This window comes from Chthoniobacter sp., from assembly GCF_040003245.1.
Taxonomy (GTDB): Bacteria; Verrucomicrobiota; Verrucomicrobiia; order Chthoniobacterales; family Chthoniobacteraceae; genus Chthoniobacter.
Window position 1 is genome coordinate 1 of the sequence record NZ_JBDUCX010000136.1, and the last position, 17676, is coordinate 17676.

18 protein-coding genes are annotated in these 17676 nt (G+C 61.7%); 11 read left to right on the forward strand and 7 right to left on the reverse strand.

All coding sequences use genetic code 11. The annotated features are described in order from the left end of the window. A partial coding sequence (locus ABJF10_RS18370) for a GTP-binding protein (RefSeq protein WP_348546055.1) occupies positions 1-838 on the forward strand: 838 nt, incomplete at its 5' end. Between the two features lie 111 nt (positions 839-949). Here ABJF10_RS18370 and ABJF10_RS18375 read toward each other — a convergent pair. Then, on the reverse strand, positions 950-1987 hold the full coding sequence (locus ABJF10_RS18375; RefSeq protein WP_348546056.1) for a hypothetical protein: 1038 nt from the start codon (positions 1985-1987) through the stop codon (positions 950-952). Positions 1988-2134: 147 nt separating this feature from the next. On the opposite strand from ABJF10_RS18375, the gene ABJF10_RS18380 reads away from it, so the two are divergent. After that, positions 2135-3712 carry a peptidase S10 gene (locus ABJF10_RS18380; protein WP_348546057.1) on the forward strand — a complete coding sequence of 526 codons (1578 nt, stop codon included), beginning with the start codon at positions 2135-2137 and terminating at the stop codon, positions 3710-3712. A 76-nt stretch (positions 3713-3788) separates the two neighbouring features. Here the strand turns inward: ABJF10_RS18380 and ABJF10_RS18385 are convergent, their stop codons facing one another. The 3 genes from ABJF10_RS18385 to ABJF10_RS18395 form a co-directional block, all read right to left on the reverse strand. Continuing rightward, entirely contained in the window at positions 3789-4742 is a 954-nt protein-coding gene (locus ABJF10_RS18385) for a DUF6263 family protein (RefSeq protein WP_348546058.1), read from the reverse strand. 61 nt (positions 4743-4803) lie between these two features. Continuing rightward, positions 4804-5385 (reverse strand): DNA-3-methyladenine glycosylase I, encoded by a 582-nt coding sequence (locus ABJF10_RS18390; RefSeq protein ID WP_348546059.1) that lies wholly within the window; start codon positions 5383-5385, stop codon positions 4804-4806. After that, complete coding sequence (locus tag ABJF10_RS18395; protein WP_348546060.1) at positions 5382-6728, reverse strand: aminotransferase; 1347 nt, start codon at positions 6726-6728, stop codon at positions 5382-5384. Before ABJF10_RS18395 ends, ABJF10_RS18390 begins: the two co-directional genes overlap by 4 nt. A gap of 80 nt (positions 6729-6808) precedes the next feature. Here ABJF10_RS18395 and ABJF10_RS18400 point away from each other — a divergent pair, with 80 nt between their 5' ends. From ABJF10_RS18400 to ABJF10_RS18430, 7 genes are all read left to right on the forward strand, one after another. Beyond that, positions 6809-7618 carry a hypothetical protein gene (locus ABJF10_RS18400; RefSeq protein WP_348546061.1) on the forward strand — a complete coding sequence of 270 codons (810 nt, stop codon included), beginning with the start codon at positions 6809-6811 and terminating at the stop codon, positions 7616-7618. Continuing rightward, the gene (locus ABJF10_RS18405) at positions 7612-8532 is read left to right on the forward strand and encodes a histone deacetylase (protein WP_348546062.1); all 921 of its coding nucleotides are present in this window, start codon (positions 7612-7614) and stop codon (positions 8530-8532) included. The genes ABJF10_RS18400 and ABJF10_RS18405 overlap by 7 nt, the downstream gene beginning before the upstream one ends. Further along, a complete protein-coding gene (locus ABJF10_RS18410) occupies positions 8522-9904 on the forward strand; it encodes an aldehyde dehydrogenase family protein (protein WP_348546063.1) in 1383 nt (460 codons plus the stop codon). The genes ABJF10_RS18405 and ABJF10_RS18410 overlap by 11 nt, the downstream gene beginning before the upstream one ends. 2 nt (positions 9905-9906) lie before the next feature. Further along, positions 9907-10770, forward strand: a complete 864-nt coding sequence (locus tag ABJF10_RS18415) for an ABC transporter permease (RefSeq protein WP_348546064.1) — start codon at positions 9907-9909, stop codon at positions 10768-10770. A 27-nt stretch (positions 10771-10797) separates the two neighbouring features. Further along, positions 10798-11832 carry a spermidine/putrescine ABC transporter substrate-binding protein gene (locus ABJF10_RS18420; protein WP_348546065.1) on the forward strand — a complete coding sequence of 345 codons (1035 nt, stop codon included), beginning with the start codon at positions 10798-10800 and terminating at the stop codon, positions 11830-11832. Between the two features lie 125 nt (positions 11833-11957). Beyond that, complete coding sequence (locus ABJF10_RS18425; RefSeq protein WP_348546066.1) at positions 11958-12332, forward strand: GIY-YIG nuclease family protein; 375 nt, start codon at positions 11958-11960, stop codon at positions 12330-12332. Further along, positions 12326-13228, forward strand: a complete 903-nt coding sequence (locus tag ABJF10_RS18430; protein ID WP_348546067.1) for an ABC transporter permease — start codon at positions 12326-12328, stop codon at positions 13226-13228. Before ABJF10_RS18425 ends, ABJF10_RS18430 begins: the two co-directional genes overlap by 7 nt. A 361-nt stretch (positions 13229-13589) precedes the next feature. Here ABJF10_RS18430 and ABJF10_RS18435 read toward each other — a convergent pair whose 3' ends face one another. Together ABJF10_RS18435 and ABJF10_RS18440 are read right to left on the reverse strand one after the other, a co-directional pair. Then, positions 13590-14078 carry a hypothetical protein gene (locus tag ABJF10_RS18435; protein WP_348546068.1) on the reverse strand — a complete coding sequence of 163 codons (489 nt, stop codon included), beginning with the start codon at positions 14076-14078 and terminating at the stop codon, positions 13590-13592. Between the two features lie 52 nt (positions 14079-14130). Continuing rightward, on the reverse strand, positions 14131-14286 hold the full coding sequence (locus ABJF10_RS18440) for a hypothetical protein (protein WP_348546069.1): 156 nt from the start codon (positions 14284-14286) through the stop codon (positions 14131-14133). 249 nt (positions 14287-14535) lie between these two features. Between ABJF10_RS18440 and ABJF10_RS18445 the strand changes: the two genes are divergently transcribed. Beyond that, positions 14536-15762, forward strand: coding sequence for a saccharopine dehydrogenase C-terminal domain-containing protein (locus ABJF10_RS18445; RefSeq protein WP_348546070.1), 1227 nt, complete (start codon positions 14536-14538; stop codon positions 15760-15762). Positions 15763-15970: 208 nt separating this feature from the next. Next, entirely contained in the window at positions 15971-17239 is a 1269-nt protein-coding gene (locus ABJF10_RS18450) for an autotransporter outer membrane beta-barrel domain-containing protein (RefSeq protein WP_348546071.1), read from the forward strand. Positions 17240-17321: 82 nt separating this feature from the next. Here ABJF10_RS18450 and ABJF10_RS18455 read toward each other — a convergent pair whose 3' ends face one another. Continuing rightward, complete coding sequence (locus ABJF10_RS18455; RefSeq protein WP_348546072.1) at positions 17322-17534, reverse strand: DUF2905 domain-containing protein; 213 nt, start codon at positions 17532-17534, stop codon at positions 17322-17324. Positions 17535-17676: the final 142 nt, after the last annotated feature.

Genomic DNA, 17676 nt, shown 5'->3' on the forward strand with positions numbered 1-17676 from the left:
CAATGAAGTCGGCAAGATCGGCATCGACGGCATGCTGGTGGAAAATCAAAAGGAGGAGATCGTGCAGATGAACAACGGCTGCCTCTGCTGCACCATCCGCAAGGATCTCGTGAAAGGCGTGCAGAACCTCGTGAAGAAAGGCGGCTTCGACTACCTGCTCATCGAGACGACCGGCATCGCCGACCCCGGCCCGGTCGCGCAGACTTTCCTAAACATCCCCGCGCTCCAGCAGTTCGTCCGCATGGATTCGATCATCACGGTGGTCGATGCCGAGCAGGTGGAAAAGCAGATGATCGAAACCGAGACGGTCGCCGAGCAAATCCGCATGGCCGATTTTCTCCTGCTCAACAAAACCGACCTCGTCGATGAAACGCAGCTCACGCGCATCGAAGCGATGGTGCGCGAACTCAACCCGCACGCGCAGATTTTTCGCACGAACCAATCGCAGGTGAACCTCAAGGAGATGCTCGACATGCATGCCTTCGACGTGGACCAAAAACTCGCCGTCGATCCGCAATTCCTCGACGAACTCAACACGCGGCATCACCACGACATCCAGTCATTCTCCTTCGAGTTCGAGAAGCCGTTCAGCGTGGAAAAGTTCGAGTTCTTCGTCCAGACGCTCAGCGAAAAGGAAAAAGTCTATCGCTCGAAAGGCTTCATCAGCATCGCCGGAAATCCGCGCCGCGCCATCTTCCACGGCGTGAACAACCGCTTCACGATCATGTGGGACCGCCTCTGGGAAAAAGACGAGAAGCGCACCAGCCAGCTCGTCTTCATCGGCAAGGGACTCGACGAGGCAAAGATCCGCGCCGAGCTGGAGAAGTGCCTGGCCTAGGCCGGCTGCTTTTCCATTTTCCATTTTCCATTTTCCATGGGCTCCATGGGCTCGGTTGGTCCCATTGGCTCCATTGCGGAAAAGCGCCTTTTTCGCCGCCTTTTTCGCGTTTTACGGCGGATTCTGGATTTCGTAGAGCTTCCGCCTCTCCGGAGGAAGTTGATCGATCATCAGCGCCTCGCTGGCCACCCGGACGATGAGGCGCAGGTTCACTTGCACACCGATGTCTTCGTCCAGGTAGATGGCAGCGAACGGCAGCGTGACCAGTTTGACCCCGCGGATCTTGGTATCCGGGATCGCTTCCGGGGAGAAGGCGGTCATCTTGTCGACCCCGTCGTTAAATCCCAGCTCCCGGGTCAGCAGCCCCACCGAGTTCCGGCGATCCACCTGCCCAAAGTGATGGACGGTGCGATCATCAAAGAGAAATGACACCGACCCGTGGGGGTCGATGCTATCGACGCGGAAATCCATGTTCCGCATGCCATAAGCGTCCAGCGGGACGCGCTCGTGCAGACGGACCTCCACGGTTTTGACGACCACCGCCGGCACCACGGGGGCCTGTTCCGGCACAGGCGCCGGGGCCGGCGTGGCTGCGGACGCCACCTTGCGGGTCGCCTTCGTCGTCAGCGTCACCGCCGGCAGATTCTCGATATCGAGATTCACCGGCCTGCCCCGTTCCATGCCCCGCGTCGCGCGCGGCGCCGCGCCCCGCTCCATCAGGGCGATATTTTCCGGCGTAAACAATGCCAGGCTCTGGGCGCCCGCCCACGCGCTCAGCAGGCAATTCTGGACCTCCGCTGCATCCGACCCCTTGAGCCGTTCCGCGCGATAGCTGGCGGCGAGGAACTCGCTCGGCCCCGTCCCCTGATCCTTCGCCTTGGACATCGTGGCGAGTAGTTGCCAGATCATCGGCCCCACCATTTCGCCATCCTTGAGCAGCAATACCTCCAGCAAGCCGTGGAGGCTCGCCTTTTTCACCAGCACCGGCTCCGGATCGGGAAACAAACCCGGATCGGCCGGTGGTGCAGTCGGGGCAGCCGCCTTGCCCGCCGTCTGGGTCCAGCCGTGGGATAGTGCCAGGAGCATGGAGCCCGCGACCGCCACGGAGAGGGACAGGATCGTTCGACGCAGGGTGGAGTGGAGACGCATAGAGAAAAAGGGCCGCCCCAAGAACGAGCACGGAACGGACCAAAACGGCATCTTAGATCGGTCGATCTTGCACTGCGAGCCGCGCCCGTCAAAGTAGCGCACTTTCGATGAACAAAAGCCGCCGCCCGGTTGACTAACGCCACTCCCATGATCCGCCCGTTCCCCTGCCTCGCCCTGTTGTCCCTGTGTGCCTTTGGCCTTTCCGCGTTCGCCGACGAAAAGGAGGACGCCGCCAAGAAGCCCGAGACGGAGAAGAAAGAGGACGCCAAGCCGGGCGACAAGAAGCCGGAGGAAAAGCCGAAAGACGAAAAGGCCAAGGAGGACAAACCCAAGGAGTCGAAGGGCTCAGTGACGATCGCCGGGCAGGAAGTGAAGTATGTGGCCAAGACCGGGCTGCTGCCGCTGCTCAAGGAAGATGGCACCGGCGAACGGGCGCGCGTTTTTTACGTCTACTACGCGGCGGTGGGGGCGGATGGAAAACCGCTCGCGGCCACCGATGCGGCCAAGCGTCCGATCACCTTTTGTTTCAATGGCGGACCCGGTTCCTCGGCGGTCTGGCTGCACTTCGGCGGGCTCGGGCCGCGCAAGGTGGAACTCGACCCCCAAGGCCTCCAGGCCGCGCCGCACGCTCCCGTGGTGGCGAACCCCAATTCGATTCTCGATGTCACCGATCTCGTCTTCATCGACCCCGTCGGCACCGGCGCGAGCCGGCCGTCGAAAGGCGAGAAGGGCGAACAATTCTGGAGCGTGAATGGCGACATCGAGAGCGTCGGCGAATTCATCCGCTCTCTCACCACCCGCGAGCAGCGCTGGGCCTCGCCGAAATATCTTTGCGGCGAAAGTTACGGCGGCATTCGCGGCTCCGGCCTGTGCGAATATCTGCAGACCAAGCACGGCCTCTACGTCGACGGCTTCATCTGTATTTCCGGCGTGATCAATTTCGAGAACCTCGGCGGCGACCTCCAGGGGGCGCTCTGCTTTCTGCCCAGCTTCACCGCGACCGCGCACTTCCACGGCAAGCTGCCGCCCGATCTCCAGGCCGATCGCGCCAAGGCCATCGCCGAGGCGCGCGCTTTCGCCCAGGGCGACTACGCCCTCGCCTTGCTCAAGGGCGCCAGCCTGCCGGCCGCGGAGCGCACGCGCATCGCCGAGAAACTCGCGCGGCTCACCGGCCTCGACCGTGACTTGATCGAACGCGCCCACCTCGTCATTCGTCCCGGGCTTTTCTTCGAGAACCTGCTCAAAAAAGAAGGCAAGATCATCGGGCGCTACGATGGCCGCGTGACCGCGGAGGATTATGATCACCTGAACAACAGCCCCGAGTTCGATCCCAGCTACACGAACATCTACGGCTCCTTCTCCGCCGCGGCCAACGCCTCCATCCGCGGCGATCTCGGCTACGAATGGGACCTCCCCTACCGCATCCTCGGCGGGGTCAACTGGAGCTTCCACGACTTCGAGGGCGAAGCCGTGAACGTGGAAGACCGCCTCGCCAAGGCGCTCAAGAACAACACCCGCCTGCGCGTGCTCTTCTGCCTCGGCTATCGCGACCTCGCCGTGCCGATGGATTCCACGCTCTTCAGTCTCGACCACCTGCACATCCCCGACAGCCTCCGCCCAAACCTCTCGATCCAGTACTACGAGAGCGGCCACATGATGTATCTCAACCAGCCCGACGCAGAGAAACTGCGGCGGGACATCGTGGAGTTCATCCGAGGGAAGTGAGTGCTTAGTACTCAGTGCTTAGTTTGCGTGTCGCAAGTGCGGTCTAAGCACTAGGCACTAAGCACTAAGCACTTCCCTACTTCAGATCCTCGATCTTCGTCAGCTTCACGGAGATCTGCTGCTTCATCGGCACGTTTAACGTGGCCGTGGGATCGGCGGGATTTTTCATCGTGATGTTCATCTCCTGCGTGAGTTGCGATTCGCGCGCGATGCCCAGCGCCGGATCGAACCACACCGGCCCTTTGATGTTACCGTCGGTCACTTTCATCCCCAGCGCGCTGAGGGGCGACGACGTGTCCGTAGCGGCGCCCAAGTCCATCGCCAGCGCACCCTCGGTCTGAATCTCCGCGCATCGCACACCATCGTGGTCGCCCACGCCCTTGAGCGTGTATTTGCCGGTCACGGACACCTTCCCGAGTTGGGGCAGATCGACCTGGTTGCTAAAGGACCAGCTGTCTCCCGCGGTCACCGGTTTTCCCGGCACCGCTTGCAGGCTGCCTTGCTTCAACATTTGAGTCAGCGATTCGCGGTTGAACATCTTCGCCGGATCAAAGCCGGGGACCGCCGCGGGACTGAGGTGCGCGATGAACTCATCGTAATTCTCGACCTTGTCGACCTCATCCTTGTCGTTGAAGACCACTTTCAATTCCTGCCCCACGGTCGCGCCGATGGTCTTGCTGAGGTTGAGCGGATCGCCTCCCTCGGCCGGCTTGGCCGAATCGTAGCCCATTTTCTGCCCGTTCATCCCGACCTGCATCGCCATCCGCTCGTAGCGGATCACCATCCGCTTCGGCTGGCCGTCCTGATGCGCGCTCACGGCCATGGTCAATTCGATGGTCATGCTCGTGGTCTGCTCCATTTTCTGCGGCCCGATCTCGACGCTGCTCTGCTGGTCGGTCTGGATCGTCTGATAGTATTTTTTGCCCGCCTGCCATTGCTGTTTGATCTCGATGGTGTCGGCCGCAGGCAGCGGAAGGCGCGCGCACAAAGCGAACGCGGCGAGGGAGAGGAGGCGGGTGCGAAGTTTCATGGGTGGGTGTGGAGCTTTGGCCTATTCCTGTGGTGGCGGGAAGTCGAGTGCCATCCGGCACTCACTTCGCCAGCTTCGTCACCGGGCGATAGCGAAAGCAATCGACGGTGTGATCGTTCACCATGCCCACGGCTTGCATGTAGGCGTAGCAGATCGTCGAACCCACGAATTTGAACCCGCGCTTCAGCAGGTCCTTGCTCATGGCGTCAGATTCCGCGGTGCGCGCCGGCACTTCCTTCATCGACGCGCGCTTGTTCTGCCGCGGCGTGCCGCCGACGAATTGCCAGACATACGCGTCGAAGCTGCCGAATTCCTTTTGCACGGCGAGAAAGGCGCGCGCGTTGGCGATGGAAGCAGCGACCTTGAGCCGGTTGCGCACGATGCCCGCATCGGCGAGGAGCTTCGCCACCTTGCGGTCGTCGTACTTGGCAATGCGTTTCACGTCGAAGCCGTCGTAGGCCGCGCGGTAGTTCTCGCGCTTGTTCAGAATCGTCGTCCAGCTCAACCCGGCCTGCGCGCCCTCGAGAATGAGGAACTCAAAGAGCACACGGTCTTCATGCTGCGGCACGCCCCACTCGGTATCATGGTAGTGGAGGTTCGGTTCTTCGCGCGCCCAGGCGCAACGACATTTCGCGGTGCTCATCCCGCCATTTTGGCCAGCGCGCGGTCGACACCAGCAAAAAGTTCATCGATCTGCGGGCGCGTGACGATCAGCGGTGGCGACATGGCGATCAGGTCGCGAATGCCGCGCACGATCACGCCTTCCTTGCGGGCGAGGCCCGCGGCTTTCGCCCCGAGTGTGTTTTTCAATTTCGCCTTGTCGCGATCCGGCGGCAGCAGTTCCAACGCACCGATCAATCCATAGCCGCGCACGTCACCCACCAGCGGATGTTTCGCGTAGCCCCGCAGTTTGCCCTGGAAGTAGGGCCCCACATCGTCGCGCACGTGCTCGACGAGTTTGTCGCGCTCGATCACGCGCAGATTGGCGAGCCCCGCCGCGCACGTCGTGGGATGTCCGCTGTAGGTGAAGCCATGCGCGAGATAGCCGCCGTGAATCAACGTCTCCGCAATCTCATCGCGCACCACCGTCGCTCCGAGGGGCAGATAGCCACTCGTCAGCCCCTTCGCGAGCACGAGAAAGTCCGGTTCCAGGTTCCACAACTCACTCCCAAACCAACTCCCTAGGCGCCCAAAGCCCGTGATCACTTCATCCGCGACGAAGAGAATATCATGCTTGCGGGCGAGATCACGCAGTCCGCGCAAATGGCCCGCCGGTGGAACGATGACCCCACCCGCTCCCTGGATCGGCTCGGCGAAGATCGCCGCAATCGTCGCCGGGTCTTCCCGCAGGATGATCCGCTCCGTTTCCTCCAGGCACCATTGGCCATAGGCATCCGGCTCCCTCTCCTTGTCCGCCGCGTAAGCGTTCGGCCCGGGCACCTGCACAAAGCCCGGCAGCGGCAGGTCGAACGGCGCGGTGCAACTCGGCAGGCCGGTCATGCTCGTCGTGGCAATGGTCACGCCGTGATAGGAAAAATTGCGCGTCACGATCTTCGACTTCTGCGATTGCCCGCGCAGTTTCAGATAGCCGCGGATGAGCTTCAGCGCCGTCTCGTTCGCCTCGGAGCCGGAATTGGTAAACATGACGTGGCCCAGTCCGCGCGGCGCCAGCGAAGCGATCTTGTCCGCGAGTTCGATCGCTGGCTCGGTCGTCGTATTGAAAAACGAGCAATAGTACGGCAGCCGCCGCATCTGGTCACCCACCGCCTCGATGATTTCCGGGCAACTATAGCCGACGTTCACACACCACAGGCCGGCAAGGCCATCGAGCAACTTCTGCCCGCGCGCGTCCCACACGTACACACCTTCCCCCCGCACCATGACGTGCGTGCCCGCGGCATGCATCTCCTCGTGATTCGTAAACGGGTGCAGGTGATGCTGCGCGTCGAGCCGCGCGAGCGTATCGGGGGAGGCCGTGATGCTCATCGTTGCCCATAATGAACACCCGTCCGAAACCTTTGCCAAGCGGCACCCCGCTGTTCATGTTGAATTTGATGCAATGGCCCGTGACCACACGCGACCTCGCTCCGGGGGATGAAAAATCCGCCACGCTCGATCTTGCCCGTTTCGATCTCGCCCGCATTCACAGCGTCAACGATCCGCTCTTCGAGGAGGCGTACGGCCGGCTTTGGGCGGAATTCGGTCCGAAGGACGAGATGGAACGGCGCGAGGTCCTCGCCCAGCGCTTCCAACTTGGACCGCGCTTTCTTTACCAGATGGCGTTCGTCCGCTCGGCCGGGGAATTTGTCGCCGTGCGCGATCACACCGCGGCGATGACCCGCGACAACCTGAACGTCGTCGTCCATCTCTCCCACAATCTCGTCTCGCCGCTGGCCCGCCGCACCGGCCTCGCCGGGTGGATGCGCGCCCTGCCCATCGCCACCGCCACGTCCTGCGTGATCGCCAACGGCGCCCCGTTGGCATTTTTCACCCCGATCACCCTCCTCGCCGAGATGGAATATCCGCTGCCGGACGACCCGCCGCGCATGATCCGCTTGCAGGCCTACGAGCGGGCCGGTTTCCGCAAGATCGATCCGCAGATGGTGCAATACTTTCAACCCGATTTTCGCGATCCAGCCGTCATCGATGCCACCGGCAGCACGCGCCCCCTGCCCTTTCAACTGCTCGTCCGCCGCGTCCGCCGCGAGCACGAACGCGGCATTTTCGGGGCCGAGGTGCGGCAACTCGTCGAGACACTTTACGACATCTATCGCCCACAATTCCGCGCGACGGATCTTGCGCATCCGTTACTCTCGCTCGACAGCTATCCAGCGGACGATGCCATGATCCCGCTCGTCCCACCGACGCAATGCTGACCGCCTATTTTCATCCCGGCTACGCCGCACCCATCGGCCAGCACATCATGCCGATCCGGAAATTCGGCCTCGTGGCCGATGGCTTGCGCGACGCACCGGGCATCAAGCTCGCGCGACCCGAACCCGTGACCGGGCGGGATCTGTTGCGCGTCCACACCGCGGAATACCTCGAAGCCATCAAGACAGGGGAGCCGCACGATCTCGCCCAGTCCCAGAAATTCCCCTGGTCGCCGGAACTCTTCCCGAGCGTCTGTCTCACCAGCGGCGGATGTCTCGCCGCGGCGCGCCGGGCCTTGCAGGACGGCGTCTCCGCGGCGCTGGTCAGCGGTTTTCACCACGCGAGTGCGGACCACGGCGAAGGCTTTTGCACGTTCAATGGACTCGTGGTCACCATCGATGCCCTCGTGGCCGCTGGCGAAATCCGCACGGCCGCCGTGCTCGACATGGACTTGCACTACGGGAACGGCACGGCGCAGCTCGCCGCTTCGCGCCCGCACCTCTTTGCGCTCTCGCTCTACGGGAATGATTTCTGGGACAACTTCTCCTACCGCGATGTCTCGGAACGGCAGCATGTGGATGGTAGCAATCACAAATCCTTTGCCCTGCCCGCGGGCTGCGATCGCCAGACACTTTTCGAGATCATGGACGAGGCGCTGCCCCTGCTCGCCAAACGTAAACCGGACGTATTGCTCTATCAGGCCGGCGCCGATCCGTACTTCGAAGACCCCTACTCTCCGCTGGCGCTCGATCACGATGATTTGCTCGCCCGCGACCGGCGCGTCTTTGAATTCACCAAAGCCCACGGCATTCCCGTGGCGTGGGTTCTCGCCGGTGGCTACACCAACGACGTGAGCAAAGTCGTCCGCGTGCATCTCAATACCTTCGCGGCCTGGAGGGAGGTCTATGGTGGCTGACCGGTGGACGAATCTGAGCCCCGGCGACCTGTCCGTGGCTCTGCCGGAAGTCGTCGCGGGAGACGTAACCGCGACGGTGGAGCGAGCGCACGCTGCCGCGCCCGCGTGGGCCCATGTGTCGCTGCAGGATCGCATCGGGAGCATGCACGCCGCGCAGCAAGCACTGGCGGCCGCGAAGGATGAACTGGCCCGCGGCATCACCATCGAGACCGGCAAACCCATTACCGAAGCGCAAGGCGAGGTCGGCGCGGTCATCTCCAAAATCGGTTTCACCATTGCCGACGCCGAGACGCATCTCGCCGAGCGGCACCCTGCCGACGGACCGCAGGCCTCGACGGTGCGACAACGTGCCCGCGGCCCGGCGGCCGTCATCGGCCCTTTCAATTTCCCGCTGCATCTCGGGCATGGCGCCAATGTCGCCCACCTGCTCGCCGGCAATCCGGTCGTCTACAAGCCCTCCCCCCTCGCGGCCAATGTCGCCGCGCGTTACGGCGAATTGATGGCCCCGCATTTTCCGCACGCGGTCTTTCAAGTCCTGCAGGGCGGCGCCCACGAAAGCGAAGCCTTGTGCCTCGAGCCGCGCGTCCGCGCCGTGTGCTTCACCGGCTCCGTGCCCGTCGGCCGCACGCTGGCGCAGAAGCTCGCGGGTGATTTTTCCAAGGATCTGGCCCTCGAACTGGGCGGGAGCAATGCCCTGATCGTCTGCGCCGACGCCGATCTCGACAAAGCCGCCCTGGCGGCCGCGGACGGCGCGTGCCTCACCGCCGGTCAGCGTTGCAATGCCACCAGCCGCGTCATCGTCTTGCGCCCCGTGGCCGCCGAGTTTGTGCCGCGGTTTCTCACCGCCTTGCAGACGTATGCCCCCGGCGATCCTCTGCTCGCCACGACCCGACTGGGCCCGCTGATCAGCATCGCCGCCGTCGAGCGCTACGAAAGGCTCTGCGACAAAATGCGCGGCTCGTGGCTCGTGCCCGGCCGCGTGGAACCCGTGGTCGCCGGCCGCCGCGGCCACTACGTTCATCCGGCCGTCATCCAGTGCACGGACGATGGCCACGCGGATGCGGAATGTTTCGTGCCGATCGTCAGCGTCTTCATCGCCGAGGATCTCGATCACGCCGTGCGCTTGCAAGGCGCCACACCGTTCGGCCTCTCCGCCTCGATCTTCACGCGCAGCGAGGCCACCTTCCGACGCCTCGGCGCGCAGCTCGAAGTCGGCAATCTCTACGCCAATCTCCCGACGACTTTTTCTCCCTCCACGCTCCCCTTCGGCGGCTGGCGCGACTCCGGCAATGGCCGCCCGGGTGGCCGCGGCTTCATTCGCTACACCACCCGTGAGCAAGCCGTGCAGTTCACCGGTTTCGAAGCTCCATAGGCATGAGCACTGCCACTCACGCGCGTCCCCGCTTCCGCCTGCCCTCCGGCATGGCGCTCATCAACTGGCTCTGCGGCGGATGGACCGCGCTGATCTTCATCTTCCTCTATCTGCCGATCCTGCTGCTCATTGTCTATTCGTTCAACAAGTCCGATCTCAGCGTCGTCTGGACCGGCTTCACCTTCGATTGGTATCGCAGCCTCTGGCACAACGAGACGCTCACCGATGCGCTGAAAAACAGCCTCATCATCGCCGGCGTCACCACCGTGCTTTCCGTGCTGCTCGGCACGGGCGGCGCGTGGTTGCTGCATCGCTATCGCTTTCCGGCCCTGAAGACGGTGACCACGCTCATCTTCGTGCCGATGGTCATCCCGGAAATCATCATGGGTGTGAGTCTCCTGATCCTTTTCTCCGTGATCGCCGATCCATTGAACAACTGGCTCGCCCATTTCACGGAGTCGGAATTCGGGCTCGGTTACGCTACCGTCATCATCGCCCACACGACGTTCTGTTTCCCCTTCGTGCTCGTCGCGGTGCAAGCGCGGCTCACCGGCATGGATCCTTTTCTGGAGGAAGCCGCGCTCGATCTCGGGGCCTCCCCGCTCAAGGCCTTCCTCCTCGTCCTGGTGCCCTACCTGTTGCCCGCCATCATCTCTGGCGCGCTCATGGCCTTCACGCTCTCGATGGACGAATACATCGTCACGCTCTTCACCAGTGGCCCGGAATCGCAAACGCTTCCCCTCAAGGTCTTCGGCATGGCGAAGAAGGGCCTCGACCCTTCGCTCAATGCCATCTCCACCGTCTTTATTCTTGCGACCTCCGTGCTCGTCGTGCTTGCTGAAATGGTCCGCAAGATCAACCGCTGACCGCCGTTCTTAACTCTCCTCAGATTTATGAAAATCATCCGCCTGCTCCTCGCCTGCGCACTCCTGGGTCTCCTCGCCGCGCCCCTCTCCGCCGCACCCAAAAGCAAGGCCGGCCTCAATCTCTTTTGCTGGTCGGAATACGTGCCCCAGGAAGTCATCGACGGCTTCACCAAGGAGACCGGCATCAAGGTCAATGTGGAGAACTATGCCTCGAATGAAATCATGCTCGCCAAGCTTCTCGCCGGCGGCTCGAAGTACGATCTCATCCAGCCCTCCGAATACACCATCGAGGCGCTGATCAAGGCCGGCAAGCTCGAGGAACTGAACCTGGCCAATATCCCCAATATCAAAAACCTCGCCCCCGAGTTCACCAAGATGCCCCACGATCCCGAGGGCAAATACAGCGTGCCGTGGATGACCGGTTCGGTGGGTATCGTCGTCAACACCGCGAAGGTGAAGACGCCGGTGAAAGGTTACAACGACCTCTTCGATGGCTCACACAAGAAGCGCATCGTGGTCCTCGATGACAGCCGCGAGATTGTGTCCTGGGCGCTGAGCTCGATCGACCTCCCGATCAATGACATCACGCCGGAGAATCTCGAGAAAGCCAAAGGCGTCCTCAAGCAATGGCTGCCGCAGGTGAAGGTCTACGATTCGGATTCCCCGAAAACCGCGTTGCTCAACGGCGATGTGGATCTCGGCATCGTCTGGAGCGGTGAGGCCGCGCTCCTCTACAAGAAGAACAAGAAGTTCCAATACATCCTGCCCTCGGAACACGCGCACCAGTTCATCGACAGCCTCGCCATTCCCAAGGGCGCGGCCAACAAGGAGAACGCCGAAAAGTTCATCAACTACATCCTCAGGCCCGAAGTGAGCGTGAAGATTTCCGAAGCCTTCCCCTACACCAATCCCAACGCCGAAGCGCGCAAACTCCTCACCAAAGCGCAACTCGAAAACCCCGCCAGCTATCCTCCCGGCGACCCGAAGCTCGAGACCTTCAAGGACATCGGCAAGACCGCCAAGGACATCGACAAGCTGGTCACCGACTTGAAGGGGAAGTAAGGGCCATCCGCCCTCCCTTTTATGTTGAGAAGAAAGCAGGAGTGAAACGCGCCCCTTTTTATGTCATTCTGAGCGGAGTGTAACGGAGTCGAAGAACCCCGTCGCACAACCAGCGATTCGTTTGCATGAAAGACCTCTTCGTCTACATCCTCACAAACGAGCGCCGCACCACTCTCTACATCGGCGTCACCAACAATCTGGAAGGCCGTCTCTGGCAGCACCAAAACGACGAGGGCGCACGGTTCACCCGCCGCTACAATCTCACGGTCCTCATCTACTACGAAACGTACCCCGACCCGCTGTCGGCCATCGCGAAAGAGAAGCAATTGAAGGGCTGGAAGCGGGAAAGGAAGGAAGCGCTGATCGCGACACTGAATCCCGATTGGGAAAACTTGGGCGTGAAATTCGGTTGGGAGTCGCTGGTAAAGCCACGGGGTCCTTCGACTCCGTTACACTCCGCTCAGGATGACCGCGAGGAGAGGGCTGCCAAATCATGCTAGTCACCCCCGCCACCGTCCGGGAGAAGCCCGGCAGCCGCCGTCGTCCGGGCTTCCTCGGCTGGCTGCTCATGACGCCGATGCTGCTCTGGCTCGTGGCCTTCGTCGTCGTGCCGACGGCCATCCTCTTCGTCTTCAGTTTCTGCCAGCGCGATGAACTCGGGCAGGTCGTCTATCATTTCTCGTGGGAGAATTACCGGCGCATCTTCATCGATTCCGATACTGGCCAATTCGGCACGGTCTACTGGACAGTCTTCCGGCGCTCGGTCGTCTACGCCGCGTTCACCACCGGCATCTGCCTCGTCTTCGGCTACCCGGTCGCGTGGTTCGTCGGACGCGCGCCAGAGCGTCGGCGCAATCTCCTGCTCATGCTCGTCATGATCCCGTTTTGGACGAGCTTCCTCGTCCGCACCTACGCGTGGATCACCATCCTCAGCACGGAAGGCCTGCTCAATTCCTTCCTGCAATACACACATCTCATTTCCGAGCCTTTCGAGATGCTCTACACGCCCGGCGCGGTCGTGCTGGGGCTGATCTACAATTACCTGCCGTTCCTCATCCTGCCCGTCTACGGCTCCATCGAAAAGCTCGACGGCACGCTCATCGAGGCCTCGTTCGATCTCGGCGCCGGTCCGCTGCGCACCTTCCAGCGCGTCATCCTGCCGCTCACCTGGCCGGGCATCGTCGCCGGCATTCTGCTCGTCTTCATTCCGGCCATCGGCATGTTTGGCATCACCCAACTCATGGGCGGCGGCATCCAGCCGACCATCGGCGAAGTCATCCAGAATCAATTCCTGCAAGCCCGCGACTGGCCCTTCGGCGCCGCCCTCGGCATGACGCTCGTCTTCCTCTTCGCCGTCGCCTTCTGGTTCACCACCCGCCGGCAGCAGCCAGCTTGAATTTGCGCGCGGGGTCGCGGGCTCTGACGTGCGTGTTTTGAGGCGAAAAGTGACTTTTTCCACAATGGAGCCAATGGAACCAATGGAGCCATGCACATTTTGCGCCGTGTTGTGTCACACTTCCCCGCATGAATTCCGACAACTCCACTACGCTCGCCACGGCAAGATCGCCCACTTCCCGCCGGCCATCCGCCGCGGATCCGGTCAAGGCGCCCCGGCGACGAAAAAGCGGCCGATTTAAGGTGCCTTAAGCCCGCTTAAGCCGATTTAAGGTGCGAGTTTTTTAAAAGCCGAGGCTTTGGCCACCAACAGAGGACGTCCCGCAGCGAGGATCAGCGCAGCGTACATTCGTGAGCACCACCTATCGCACGGTCCACATCTGCACGGTGGAACCTTCGCGCCCCTGGTCGTCGGCGACGGCAATGCGCACGTTGTAGGTGCCGGCGGGAATCTTCGCCTCTGGAACATTGATGCCGGTCGGGGAGAGGTACGGCTTCACCTTGGAAAGCAGCGAGATGGGAATCAGCTTCAACACCTCCACTCGCAGCGATTCCAGATTGATCTTCGCCCCAGTCGACGGCACGAACCGGATGATGACCGGAAAGGGCGCCGAAACGCCCACGCCTTGCGTCGGCGTCTCCACCACGATCTGCGGTGCGCCCACCACGGGCTTCGTCTCACTATGCGCCAGGGGCACCGGCGCGCCGTCCGGCTTCTCCTTGCCGATTGGCAAATTGGGCTGCGCCGCTTCCGTAGCCGTGAGCAATTCGACAGGAGGCGCCGCGGTAGCCACCGCCGCGCAGCTCCAAAGAGCGACCACCGCCAGGAACAAAACCGGGAGCACTTTCATAGCCGCATTCCCACCGCCAATTTATCTCGTTGTCAAGGCGGTAAACGCGAGCCTAGTAGGTGCGGACGGTCCGCGTTTCCGTTGTGGCCGGAGCAGCGACCGTGGTCTCTTCCGTAGTGGTGGTGGTAGTGGTGCGCCTTTCATTCTCACAGGCCGGAAGGACGGTGAGAAGGACTGCGCCACAGAGGATCAAGAGGATGGATTTCATAATGGAAGATTCGGATTGGTTGGGATGAAAAGGTGGAGCGATCACGGGAAAGCGGGCTTTCCCTCCTCCCGCGTCCACTTTGAATTCGCCGGTTTGTGCGCCGGCGGTCGCATGAAATGACACCACCGACGCGGTCAAACCTTCGGTCCGGGCACGGACTGTGACCGCCTGTTAGCGGTGGTGATTGGCATTTGCCTCGTTCCGGGGCTACCCTCAAGAAAGCCGCCAGAAACCAGCGGCCCCACTTTTATGCCAAACGCACTGGTCATCGGCCTCGGAGGCGTCGGTTCGGTCATTGGGCGCAAGCTCCATGAATACGATTGCTTCGAGCGCATCTTTCTCGCGGATGTCGACCCCGTCTACGCCCACGTCCTGCACAACACGACCAAGCGCAGCCGCTTTGAGGTGCTGCAACTCAACGCCATGGAAACCGCGAAAGTCGCCGCCGCCATGACGGAGCATAAAATCGCCGTCACCCTCAACGCCTGCAATTGCTACACCAACTACTCCGTGCTGGAAGCCTGCCACCGCGCCGGCTCCCATTACATCGACATGGCGGCGGATATCTATTCCGCACCGGGGGTGAAGAAGGCCCTCAAGAATTCTTTTGAAGCAGAAGTCGAAAAGTTCCATCAGGCCTATCTCGAAAAAGATCTCGCGGGCCTGCTCTGCCTCGGTTGCGATCCGGGCGCGGTCAATATCTTCGCCCGGTGGGCGATGGACCGGCTCGACACCGCCACCAGCATCCGCGTGCTGGACGCCGACAATGCGGAGGTCAAGGGCTACCGCTTCGCCGTTCTCTTTTCGCCGGAAACTCTTTTCGAGGAACTCAACGCCATCCCGTATTTTGTGAAGGATGGCAAAGTCACCGGCGGCCGGCCGTTGGAAACCGAGGTCGATTGGTATCGCTTCCCCGACCCCATCGGCATGCAGAAAACCTACGCCGTCGCCCACGAGGAAGGCGTCTCGCTCGGCATCCATCCGCCCTTTGTGGAGAAAGGGGTAAAATACTCCGTGTTCAAATACGGCATCTCCGACCAGATGGTGAACGTCGCCAAGTCGATCGACCTGCTCAATCTCGACACGTGGAAAAAAGTGAAAGTGGACGGGGTGGAGGTCGCGCCTATCCGCGTGGCCACGGCCAATCTCCCCAAGCCCGCGCAGCTCGGTGCCACCGTCGACGGCTATTCCTGCGTCGGCACCGAAGTCCGCGGCACCAAGGAGCGCAAGCGGGTGGAGTATTTCATCTACACCATGGATAGCCACCGCGACGCTTACGAAAAGTGGGGCTACTCCCTTACCGTCGTCCAGACCGGCATCCCGCCCGCGCTCGCCGCCAAGCTGCTCGTCACTGGCAAGATCAAGGAACGCGGGGTGATGATGCCCGAGGCGATGGACCCCGAGCCTTTTATGGAGAATTTCTCCCGGGAAGGCCTGGAGATCTTCGTCGAGAAGCGCGAAGTGGAGCGGATGTAGCCGGGTATTGGGGAAGGCGGGAAAGGTTTGCCTCCGGGATCAGGAACAGTGTAGCGAATTGATAGCGAATATCGCTACACATGGAAACAATTTGTGATTTTGTTACACATCCGTCGAAACCCCTTGCCTCGACCCTGCGGTTCGTGAGAACCCTACGGGAACTTACGCATTTTGACGGTTTGATTCCATTTCGTTCCATCTAAACCACATGCCTCGCACGCATTCTTTCATCCTCTTCACGGCCGTTTCGGTTTTCCTCGCCACCGCTTTTTCCGGACATGCCGTGGAAACGCCACCCCCCAAGCCTACCACCACTCCCTCCGGATCGGCCACACCGACACCAGCGCCTGTGGTCACATCCACGATACCCACTCCCACGAGGTTCAGTGCCGACGTGGAGTCGATCATCTCGGCATTGGAAAGCGGTGTGCCGCTCACGTCGGCCCAGCGGCAGATTCTTGCCGGCCTGAGCCAGACCATTCTTCAGGACATCAACGCGCGCCTCTTTCGCCTGCGCGCGGGCGTGACGCTCCGCGACGACGGCACTCTCGGTGCGGGCGGCCCTAACGGTAACGGAAAAGAAGCCAAAGGCCCACCGGAAGCGCCCTTCCATCACTGGGACATCTTCACCTCCGGAGACTACGGCAATTTCGACCTCAATGACGAAGGCAGCCACCCCGGCTTCGAATCCAACACTTGGGTCGGAACCTTGGGCGCGGAGTATCGCGTCAATGAGCACTACGCCTTCGGCCTCGCTGGTTCGTGGGTCTCGAGCGGCGCTGATCTGAGCCAGAAAATCGGCCACATCAATACCGACGGCATCGTCATCTCCGCCTACGGCTCCGCGGTCTGGGAGAACTTCTACGCCGATCTCCTCTACAGCTTCGGCACATTGGAACAAAGAACCCGCCGCAACACCTTTACCGGACACACCGCCCGCGGCGACACCAACGCCATCACCAACGCCATCCAGTTCAACACAGGATACATCTTGAAGTTCGGTGGCTTTCACACCGGTCCAATCGCCAGCCTCAATTGGGTGCATGGCGATGTCGATGGCTTCAACGAATCCGGTGGCGGCAATGCGAACCTGAGCTTCCCCACCGGGCATGTGGATTCGCTCATCTCGCAAGTCGGCTGGACGGCCTCCTATGTAGCCCATACCGGCTTCGCTCTCGTCATCCCGCAAGTTCGCGCCACTTGGGATCATGAATATCTGGAAAGCTCCAACGAGGTCTCCGCCACGCTTCTGCAGACGCCCTTCAGCAGTGTCACCGGCACGGGCGTCAACCACTTCGGGAAATACACCGCCACGGGCCGGGCCGCCCAGCCAGGGAGCGATTACCTGAACCTCGGCGCCGGCATTTCCGCCCGCTTTAACGAGCGCTGCGGCGTGACGCTGGATTACCAGACCCACCTCTTCCAGCAGCGCACCAGCGCCCAATTCGCCTCGATCAAGCTGGATTACGCGTTCTAAGGCCGCAGCGACCGTCGCCAGGCCAGATACTTTCGCGTCCCTACAAGCAGTCGCGCCCGCACCTGTTCGTCGCCGTCCAGTTTCACCGTCGAAAAAACCAGCTCAGCAGGGACAACACCACGCTGATGATGATGCAAGTGACGACGGGGAAGTAGAACGTCGAGTTCCCCTTTCGGACAAAGATATCGCCCGGCAGTTGACCCAGCCCGCCCAAGCCCCCGGTCTTCCAGAGGATCGCCCCCGCGACCACAAGGACGCAGCCAAGGATGAAAAGCACCTTACCAAGATCTTGCACGACACCACGGTAGCTACCGCGCGCGTTGGTGCAATCCGATCCGCCACAGATAGAGATCGAAACCGCGGACTGGAGGCTTGGCGACAGGTCCATGGCGCAACGGGGACAAACGCAGAGGCGCGGAGGTAAAAGAAGAGCCGCC

Bases quoted from the DNA above. Each gene is read 5' to 3' on its own strand.
- ABJF10_RS18375 (WP_348546056.1), bottom strand. From the start codon at position 1,987: ATGCGTCTCCACTCCACCCTGCGTCGAACGATCCTGTCCCTCTCCGTG.
- ABJF10_RS18380 (WP_348546057.1), top strand. From the start codon at position 2,135: ATGATCCGCCCGTTCCCCTGCCTCGCCCTGTTGTCCCTGTGTGCCTTT.
- ABJF10_RS18385 (WP_348546058.1), bottom strand. From the start codon at position 4,742: ATGAAACTTCGCACCCGCCTCCTCTCCCTCGCCGCGTTCGCTTTGTGC.
- ABJF10_RS18390 (WP_348546059.1), bottom strand. From the start codon at position 5,385: ATGAGCACCGCGAAATGTCGTTGCGCCTGGGCGCGCGAAGAACCGAAC.
- ABJF10_RS18395 (WP_348546060.1), bottom strand. From the start codon at position 6,728: ATGAGCATCACGGCCTCCCCCGATACGCTCGCGCGGCTCGACGCGCAG.
- ABJF10_RS18405 (WP_348546062.1), top strand. From the start codon at position 7,612: ATGCTGACCGCCTATTTTCATCCCGGCTACGCCGCACCCATCGGCCAG.
- ABJF10_RS18410 (WP_348546063.1), top strand. From the start codon at position 8,522: ATGGTGGCTGACCGGTGGACGAATCTGAGCCCCGGCGACCTGTCCGTG.
- ABJF10_RS18415 (WP_348546064.1), top strand. From the start codon at position 9,907: ATGAGCACTGCCACTCACGCGCGTCCCCGCTTCCGCCTGCCCTCCGGC.
- ABJF10_RS18420 (WP_348546065.1), top strand. From the start codon at position 10,798: ATGAAAATCATCCGCCTGCTCCTCGCCTGCGCACTCCTGGGTCTCCTC.
- ABJF10_RS18425 (WP_348546066.1), top strand. From the start codon at position 11,958: ATGAAAGACCTCTTCGTCTACATCCTCACAAACGAGCGCCGCACCACT.
- ABJF10_RS18430 (WP_348546067.1), top strand. From the start codon at position 12,326: ATGCTAGTCACCCCCGCCACCGTCCGGGAGAAGCCCGGCAGCCGCCGT.
- ABJF10_RS18435 (WP_348546068.1), bottom strand. From the start codon at position 14,078: ATGAAAGTGCTCCCGGTTTTGTTCCTGGCGGTGGTCGCTCTTTGGAGC.
- ABJF10_RS18440 (WP_348546069.1), bottom strand. From the start codon at position 14,286: ATGAAATCCATCCTCTTGATCCTCTGTGGCGCAGTCCTTCTCACCGTC.
- ABJF10_RS18445 (WP_348546070.1), top strand. From the start codon at position 14,536: ATGCCAAACGCACTGGTCATCGGCCTCGGAGGCGTCGGTTCGGTCATT.
- ABJF10_RS18450 (WP_348546071.1), top strand. From the start codon at position 15,971: ATGCCTCGCACGCATTCTTTCATCCTCTTCACGGCCGTTTCGGTTTTC.